The 8,183-nt window shown below is 70.2% G+C and carries 6 protein-coding genes; 1 reads left to right on the top strand and 5 read right to left on the bottom strand.

What is annotated here, in order from left to right:
* The first annotated feature begins 243 nt into the window (after positions 1-243).
* On the top strand, positions 244-1,431 hold the full coding sequence (locus tag FAF44_RS43135) for a winged helix-turn-helix domain-containing protein (RefSeq protein WP_237109191.1): 1,188 nt from the start codon (positions 244-246) through the stop codon (positions 1,429-1,431).
* Between the two features lie 336 nt (positions 1,432-1,767).
* Here the strand turns inward: FAF44_RS43135 and FAF44_RS43130 are convergent, their stop codons facing one another.
* The 5 genes from FAF44_RS43130 to mtrB all read right to left on the bottom strand — a co-directional run bounded on the left by FAF44_RS43130 (position 1,768) and on the right by mtrB (position 8,182).
* Positions 1,768-2,466 carry a response regulator transcription factor gene (locus FAF44_RS43130; RefSeq protein ID WP_237109190.1) on the bottom strand — a complete coding sequence of 233 codons (699 nt, stop codon included), beginning with the start codon at positions 2,464-2,466 and terminating at the stop codon, positions 1,768-1,770.
* A gap of 186 nt (positions 2,467-2,652) precedes the next feature.
* On the bottom strand, positions 2,653-3,321 hold the full coding sequence (raiA, locus tag FAF44_RS43125) for a ribosome-associated translation inhibitor RaiA (RefSeq protein WP_237109189.1): 669 nt from the start codon (positions 3,319-3,321) through the stop codon (positions 2,653-2,655).
* A 625-nt stretch (positions 3,322-3,946) separates the two neighbouring features.
* Entirely contained in the window at positions 3,947-4,696 is a 750-nt protein-coding gene (locus tag FAF44_RS43120; RefSeq protein WP_237109188.1) for a ComF family protein, read from the bottom strand.
* Between the two features lie 23 nt (positions 4,697-4,719).
* A complete protein-coding gene (locus FAF44_RS43115) occupies positions 4,720-6,450 on the bottom strand; it encodes an LpqB family beta-propeller domain-containing protein (RefSeq protein ID WP_237109187.1) in 1,731 nt (576 codons plus the stop codon).
* Positions 6,437-8,182, bottom strand: a complete 1,746-nt coding sequence (gene mtrB / locus FAF44_RS43110; RefSeq protein WP_237109186.1) for an MtrAB system histidine kinase MtrB — start codon at positions 8,180-8,182, stop codon at positions 6,437-6,439. Before mtrB ends, FAF44_RS43115 begins: the two co-directional genes overlap by 14 nt.
* Position 8,183 lies beyond the last annotated feature (1 nt).

Below are 8,183 nucleotides of genomic sequence, written 5' to 3'. Positions count from 1 at the left end.
ACCCCGACCCCACCGGTTCCCCCTCGGCGGCGCGTGCCCCGCGGCTTCCATGCCTGCCCTGATCCTTCCGGTTCTCCTCGCCCGGCAGACGCGTGCCCCACTGCCGAAGCCGGCCCCTCCCGCCTGAGCTCCCGTCGGCGTCCGGCGGTCGGGCGGGACCGGAGGCGGTGACCGTGCTGTGTGCGGTTCTGTCGGTGGCCGTCGCTAGGGTGCTCGCATGCATCGCCATACGGAGTCGCAGGCATGACCGGTGCGATCGACCTGACGGCCGACGAGGCCCGCCGGATCATCCTGCGCTCGCAGGGTCTCATCGGCGCCGACACGCGCAAGGGCGGCGTGCACGCCATGCTGCGCAGGCTTGGTGCCGTCCAGCTTGACACGATCTCGGTCCTGGCCCGCTCGCACGAGCTGGTCGCGTACGCGCGGCTCGGCGCGGTGAGCCGCCCCAAGGTCGAGCGCGCCTACTGGCACAACCCCGCGCAGAGCTTCGAGTACTGGTGCCACGCGGCCTGCATCCTGCCCATCGAGCACTGGCCGCTCTACTCGTTCCGCCGCCGCGCCTACCGCGAGCGGCGCTTCCGGTGGCACGAGGTGCCCGACAACGTCGACAAGCTGCTCGACCAGGTCCGCGACTCCGGCCCGCTGACCACCTCCGACGTGGGCGGCGCCAAGAACGGCGGCCCGTGGTGGGACTGGTCCGACTCCAAGATCGGCCTGGAGTGGCTGCTCGACATCGGTGAGCTGGTGTGCAGCCGCCGGGTCGGCTGGCGGCGCGTCTACGACCTGGCCGAGCGGGTGGTCCCCGCCGACCTCCTGGCCGACGACCTGTCCGACGAGGAGTGCGTCCTGCGCCTGGCCGCCATCGCCGGCCGTTCCCTGGGCGTGGCCAACCGTACCGACCTCATCGACTTCCTGCGTCTCAAGGGCCGCTACGCCGCGATCCTCGACGAGGTGCTGCTCAGCGGCGCGGCGGGGCTGGTGCCCGTGACGGTCGCCGGCTGGCCGGGCAAGCAGGGTCAGGCCAACGCCTGGGCCGATCCCGTCGCCCTGGAGTCGGAGCCGCGCGGCCGTCACCGCACCACGCTGGTGTCGCCGTTCGACTCGCTCATCTGGCATCGGGGGCGCACGGAGCGGGTGTTCGGCTTCTCCTACACGCTGGAGCTGTACGTCCCCAAGCACAAGCGGGTGCACGGCTACTTCACCATGCCCGTGCTGGCCGGAGGGCGGCTGATCGGCCGCGTCGACCCGGCCCGCGAGGGCTCGACCCTGGTGGCCAGGCAGCTCAGCCTGGAACCCGGCCTTCAGCCCGCCAAGTGGGCCGACGCCTTACACGACGCGCTGTGGTCGGCGGCCGAGTGGGTGGGCTGCGACGCCGTGCGCGTCGAACGCGCCGACCCTCCGGAGCTGATCCCGCTCCTGAACGCGCCCTGACCACCCCTCCGGCGAGCACCGCGCCGCAGCGGTCGCGTCCGGCACGGTTACCGTCGCCGTACGTCCGGGTCGGGCACGGTCGCCGTAGGTCCACGTCCGGCACGGTCACCGTCGCCGTACGTCCGGGTCCGGTCGTCGTGTCCTACGGGGGGTGTGGCCTTTCCCACAAGACTGGCTTCCCGCAACACCGGACCGACGCGCGGCGCTGCCCCCACGCCCGCCCGGCGCCGTGTCCATCCTGCGCCGTGTCCATCCTGCGCCGCGGGTGCGGGCGGCACGCAGGGCCGGCCGTGTTCGTCCGGGTCGGGGCCCGGCCGAGCCCGCGTCGCCGCTCCGTCAGGTGATCTCGAGCATGCGCTCCCGCACCGCGTACACCACGGCTTCCATCCGGGAGTGCAACTGCAGCTTGTCGAGGATGTTGCGCACGTGGTTCTTCACGGTGTTCTCGGAGATGAAGAGCTGCTTGGCGATCTCCCGGTTGTTCATGCCCTTGGCGACCAGCCGCAGGACCTCCATCTCCCGGTCGGTCAGCCGGGGGACGGGAAGCTGGGGCGGCCGTTCGGCCTCTTTACGGCTCATGTTGGCGAACTCGCTGATGAGCTTGGCCGCCATCGCCGGGTTGATTAACGACTGGCCTTCGTGCACGCCGCGCACCGCGGCCGGGACGTCGTTGATCTGGACGTCCTTGAGCAGGTAACCGGTGGCCCCCGCCTTGATGGCCTCGAAGAGGTCCTCTTCCTCGTCGCTCACCGTCAGCATGATGATGCGCGTGCTGGGGACGGAGGCCTTGATGCCCTTCGTCGCCTCGATGCCGTCCTGCCGGGGCATGCGCACGTCCATGAGCGCGACGTCGGGCATGAGGCGATCGGCCAGTTCGACCGCCTCCTGCCCGTCGCTCGCCTCACCGACCACCTCGATGTCTGGCTCAGCAGCCAGCGCCAACGCCAGGCTTCGCCTGATCAGCTCATGATCGTCGACGATCAGCACGCGGATCGGCTCGCTCGCCTGAGTGCGGGCCTCGCCAGACTCGGTCACCAGACCTCCCTGATCGGTCTCGTGACGATCCGCCGCGTGCCTGCCTTTGCCTCGCTTCGCTCGCTCGTCGCTGCCAGACTGAGCTCGCTCACGTCTCCTCCTCGTCGGGGGGCCAGAGCCGTTGAACCGCCATGATGGCATGTACCCGCGGTTCTCGGGTGGTCGAGAAGATCTTTCAGCGCGCGATCAGGGCTCTATGAGCCGCAACACGCCGTAGTTGTAGCCGCGCCTGTTGTAGACGACGCACGGCTGACCGCTCTCCTTGTCACGGAACAGATAGAAGTCGTGCCCGACCAGCTCCATCTCCAACAGAGCCTGGTCGATGGTCATGGGCTCGGCGCGGTGGAACTTCTCCCGGACGATGAGCGGCCCGTCGCCGTCCATCTCGATCGGGACGATGTCGTCGTAGAGCTGGTCGCTTTTCTGCTGCAGCTCGTCCTCGGTCGGCTCGGCCGGCTTGGGGACGGCGGGCTGCGTGCTGGACGCCAGATCGGCAGGCTCGGGAAGCGCCGCGGTGATCTTCGCCACCGAAGGCGGGCAGTGGTTGCCGTGATGAACCTTGCGCCGGTCGGCCAGCCGCCTGAGGCGACCTTCCAGTTTGTCGAGGGCTAGGTCGAGGGCTGCGAATCGGTCGTCGGCCGAGGCCTCGGCGCGGATGGCCGGTCCTCGCGAGTGAATGGTGAGCTCGACACGCTCGCGCTGGTCGGCGAGGCGTGGGTTGCGTTCCTTCGACACCTCCACATCGACTCGGATGAGTTTGTTGTCCAGACGTTCGATCCTGGCCAGCTTGGTCGTCACGTGGTCGCGGAACCGATCACTCACTCCTGTGTGCCGGCCCTTGACGATGATGTCCATGCAACAGCCCCCCTTCGGTCTAACGACTGAGCGAGAGCGCCCGACGACGTGCACGTCGGACGGGGTCTACTGTCTGCCTTCCTGTCACCGTTACCCTCTTCCGACATCGCGTACCGGGAACTCGGAAGGCACCCGCCCGGCCGACCTGGTCTTCGACCCCACATCCGCCTGCTGAGAGGTTCGCAGCTCTGTTGCCACTACTGCCCTTCTCTTCTGACGGGGGACATCTGGACCCCCGGGAAGGCAGGACTTATCCCTAAGCCGCACCGTGATCGGTCGACAAAGAGTCGCCTTACGTGGACCGTTTTGCCTGCGGCTGGCATCGGCTAGCAGAGCCGGGGACCCCGACCCTGCGCAACCACGGACCCGAACGGGTGCCATGTAGGAACGCTATCCGCATCCAGCACGAATGTCAGCTTGACCTCCGTCCAAACGATCACTGCCCGTGATCGCGGGGCGGGCGGGAAGCGCCTTCCCACGCCCTGTTTAACCGATCGGCACCCCTTATGCGTAGCGGGCTCACGTCCGTCGAACAGCAAGGGATTCGGTCTAGGGAAGTGACATGTGGCCCTCGGGCTAGTATCTCGATTTGGATCTTTCTTTACCGACCGTGACGTAATGACTTTTAAGATCTTCGGCGTGTCGCGCCGACGGTCGCGGCCAGCGGCACCACGACCCCGGCGGCACGCAGGGCTCTCGCGGCTTCCGCGAGGGTCGCGCCGGTCGTGACGATGTCGTCCAGGAGCAGCGCACAGCGCGCTGGAGGACCTTTCGCGGCAGGCACGACCTGAAGCGCCCCCGCGAGATTGGCGGCTCTCTCGGCACGGCTCAGGCCCGCCTGGTCGGCCACCGGACCGGCCTGCCGCAGCCCGGCCCACGCCTCGGCGGCCAGCCCGCGCGCCCGCAGCCGGTCGGCGACCAGCACCGCCAGCCGGCCCACCGGATCGTGGCCCCGGCCCCGCACGCTGCGCCGCGCGCTCGGCACCGGCACGACGGCGAACCGCCCGGCCGCCCACTCCCCCGGCGGCCCCACAGCCACCAGCCCCACGGCCACCAGCACCGTACGCGTGACCGCCTCGGCCAGCACCCCGGCCAGCGCCACCGCGCCCCGTTCCTTGTACGCCACGATCATCGTGCGCACCACGCCCTCGTAGGAGGCCGCCGACCAGCACTCGGGCAGCCCTGGCGGGCCCGGCCGGGGACCGCGCCCGGCGGGGCGGGCGGTCAGGGCCGCGAAGCAGCGCGGGCAGCACGAGGCCCCCTTGGCGCCGCAGCCCGCGCAGGCCGGGGGAAGGACGAGATCGAGTACGGCGGTCAGCACGTGGCCCAGCATGCCGGCGGCCACCGACAGTTCCGGCCCCGTGACGGAACGCACCGGGGTGCCGGGAGGTGGCCGGGTCAGCCCAGCGGGAACACGGGAGCGCCGCCCTCGGAGTTGATCTTGTCGGCCCAGGTCTGCCGGTCCTGGTTCAGCTCCACCAGCTTGACCCCGCCGTCCTTCGTCCTGACCTCCGCCAGCACCCGGTCCTGCAGTGCCGCCAGCGACTCGAGCCGGTCCTTCAGCGGCACGCCGGTGGTCTCCCCGTCGCCCACGTTGATCTCGTTGAGTGTCTGCCCGGCCTGCCCCTCCACCAGCACGAGCAGGTGCTCGTCGTCGCGCCACGCGATGTCGTGGATCTCGTCGCCGGTCTCGGTGGTGGTCAGGAGGCGCAGGTTCGCCAGCCGCATCCCGGCCCCGCCGCCGGTGATCGACCCGATCTGCACGGTGTTCGGGCCGATGGTCACCGCCACCCGGACGCCGTCCCTGGCGATCCTGAACCGGGTCACGTCCAGCCGGTCCAGTTCCTCCGGCACCTCGACGGACGCGGTCCGTCCCTTGGCCGGGTCGTAGCGCAGCAGGCCGTTCTTGGCGTCGTACGTCCACAGGGACCCGTCGCGGCTCCACGTGGGCGGGGTGAGGTCGGTGCCGCGGATGACCTCCTGCCACAGCCCCTCCGGCGCGAGCCCCGCGACCGAGATGCCGGTCGAGGTCCTGGCGGCGATGAGCGGCGTGGCCCCGGCCGAGATGGCGAAGTGGCCGTAGCCCTCGCGCCGCTCCCCCGCCGCGCCGGCCACGACGCCTCCCGGGCCGTCCTTGCTGAGGTAGCGGACCGCTCCGGTGTTGACGTAGTAGGCGGTGTCGCCGATGTCGTCGTCCAGCCAGTGGTCGTCGGTGTCGGGCCGGTCGATGGAGTACGTCTCCCCGTCGAGCTGGATCTCGATGCTGCGGCCCTTGGCGATCTCGTTCCTGCCGAGGCTGTTCCTGATCTGGCCCTTGAGCGCCTCCGCGACGCTCAGGTCGCGGGGGTCGAGCGGGCCGGACAGGTTGATCACCACGCGGTCCTCGCCCGACCTGATCGACTCGATCTTGGTGCCGGACGGGAAGCTGGAGGTGACCGCGCCGCGCAGCGCCTCGGTCGGCGGTTCGAGCAGGCGCTTGAGCACGGTCTGCGCGAAGCTCTCGGTGGTGTTCAGCCGCAGGCGGACGCGATCGACCACCTGCCGGTCCTGAGTGTGGCGGCTCAGGTAGTAGAGGTTCGTCTGCCGGTAGGCGCGGGCCACGTCCGACTCGGTGAGCACGAGCCCCGGGGGCAGGTCGCTGACGCGGTAACCCTGCCCGACCTTGACCAGCTCGAAGGGCCGTTCCCACGGCGCGCTCGTCGGCGTGTACGAGTCGTCCTCGTTGATGCGCGCCGCCCAGTGCCCCTTGAGCATGATCTTCACCGTCGTCCCGGTCTCGCGTGGCGGCGGCAGCACGACGTCGAAGGCGTCCTGGATCACCGTCACCGGGCCCCCGGCCGTCCACTTGCTCCGCGCCTCGGGGGTCAGGTACTCGGCCAGGATCGACGGGTCGTCCTCGTAGGCGGCCATGGCGGCCTGCAGGCCCCTGATCGTGTCGTCGGGGCCCCAGTTCGGCTGCGGCGCGATGGCGATCATGCGCTGGAACGGCTTGTTGAGCGGGTCGCCGCCCCCGTCGTCGTTGTCCACCGTGTACGGGCCGCCCATCGAGATCACGGTGCAGCCGGTGCTCATCCAGACCATGGCGGCCGCGAGCGCGGCCATCAGGCCGAGGCGTCTAGTCCTCGTCATCGACGGCCCCGTCTCCGGTCGCGGGCAGCAGCACGGGCGTCATGGACGTCCGCCAGGTGCGCCGCATCTCGATCTCGGGCGGCACGAGCGACAGCGGCGAGCCCTTCAGGTCGGCCCCGGCGTTCCTCGGCAGCGTGAGCCGGAACTGCGAGCCCTCGCCGGGCTGCCCCCATGCCTGCAGCCAGCCGCCGTGCAGGGAGGCGTCCTCGCGGGAGATGGCCAGGCCGAGCCCGGTGCCGCCGATGGTCCTGGCCCGCGACGGGTCGGCCCGCCAGAAACGGTCGAAGACCATGGTGTCCTCGCCCGCCTTGAGCCCGATGCCGTGGTCGCGTACGGCGACGGCCACCGCGTCCCGGTCGGCCCCGACGGTGACCACGACGTCGCGGCCCTCGCCGTGCTCGATGGCGTTGAAGAGCAGGTTGCGCAGGATGCGCTCGACGCGCCGGTTGTCGATCTCGGCCATGCAGGGTTCGTTCGGCAGCCGCAGCTCGAAGCGGGTGGCGTGCCGCTCGGCCAGCGCCTCGGAGTCGCCGATCGCCCGCAGCACCACGTCGCGGATGTCCACGGGGTCGAGGTCGAGCGTGGCGGCTCCGGCGTCGTAGCGGCTGATCTCCAGCAGGTCGGCCAGCATCGACTCGAACCGTTCGAGCTGGGCCTGCATCAGCTCGGCCGAGCGGGAGGCCATCGGCTCGAAGTCCTCGCGCGCGTCGTACAGCAGGTCGGCGGCCATCCGGACGGTCGTCAGGGGTGTGCGCAGCTCGTGGGAGACGTCAGAGACGAACTGCCGCTGCACCTGGGAGAGCTCCTCCAACTGGTGGATCTTCAGCGTCAGGTTGGCGGCCATCTCGTTGAACGAGTTCGCCAGGCGGGCCAGGTCGTCCTCGCCGCGTACCTTGAGCCGTTCGTCCAGTTTGCCGGAGGCCAGGCGCTCGGCGGCCTGGCGGGCCAGGCGCACGGGGGTGACCACCTGCCGGGCGACGAGGTAGGCGATGGCCGCCAGCAGCAGCACCAGCCCGAGGCCCACCACGACGATGGCCAGCCGGACGTTGGACAGCAGTTCCTCTTCCTCGTCGAACGGGAAGAAGTGGTACACCTCGTACGTGCGGCCGTTGGTGGTCAGGTGCACGATGCCGCCGACCACGTACGTCAGCCTGGGCTGGCTCTCACCGCGGAACCTGATCGGCTGGATGAACTGGACGACCTTCTCGTACTTGTACTCGCGGATGTTGCGCTGCAGGCTCAGCCTGAGCCCGAGCGGCACGTCCTCGGGCACGATCCGGCCGGAGGCGCGCGAGTGGCCCGGGGTCGTCCAGTTGAGGATCAGCACGTCGTAGCGCTTGCGGGCGCCGCCCTCACCCGAGCCGGTGACGGTGTTCATGACCTCGTCGAGCAGGTTGCCTGTGCCCCGCTTGCCACCGTCGACGGACTTGTCCTGGTCGTCGGCCTCGGGTGACAGCGCGTCTGCGATCTGCAGCCGGTCGGCGGTCGCCTCGCCGGCACCCGAGCGCTGGCTGCTGTCGACGACCGACTTGTTGATCTGCCCGAACAGGAACATGCCGAGCACGACGACCACGATCACCGAGATCACCAGCGTGCTGGTGACCACCTGGAGTTGGAGCGAGCGCCGCCAGACGCTGCGTGTCCTGCCCGCCGCACGGCGAACCCGCCGGCGGACGCCGCCGAGAATCTGGCGGAGTGTCCGTCTGCGGGCTCTCGTCCTCGTCGGGGGCATG

It is taken from the genome of Nonomuraea sp. MG754425, assembly GCF_021699195.1.
Lineage (GTDB): Bacteria > Actinomycetota > Actinomycetes > Streptosporangiales > Streptosporangiaceae > Nonomuraea.
The sequence above is the reverse complement of the archived record's forward strand: the minus strand, read 5'-3'. Positions and strand labels throughout refer to the sequence as shown.

Excerpts from the sequence above, each read along its gene's own strand:
- FAF44_RS43115 (WP_237109187.1), bottom strand. The coding sequence starts at position 6,450 with ATGACGAGGACTAGACGCCTCGGCCTGATGGCCGCGCTCGCGGCCGCC.
- mtrB (WP_237109186.1), bottom strand. The coding sequence starts at position 8,182 with ATGCCCCCGACGAGGACGAGAGCCCGCAGACGGACACTCCGCCAGATT.
- raiA (WP_237109189.1), bottom strand. The coding sequence starts at position 3,321 with ATGGACATCATCGTCAAGGGCCGGCACACAGGAGTGAGTGATCGGTTC.
- FAF44_RS43135 (WP_237109191.1), top strand. The coding sequence starts at position 244 with ATGACCGGTGCGATCGACCTGACGGCCGACGAGGCCCGCCGGATCATC.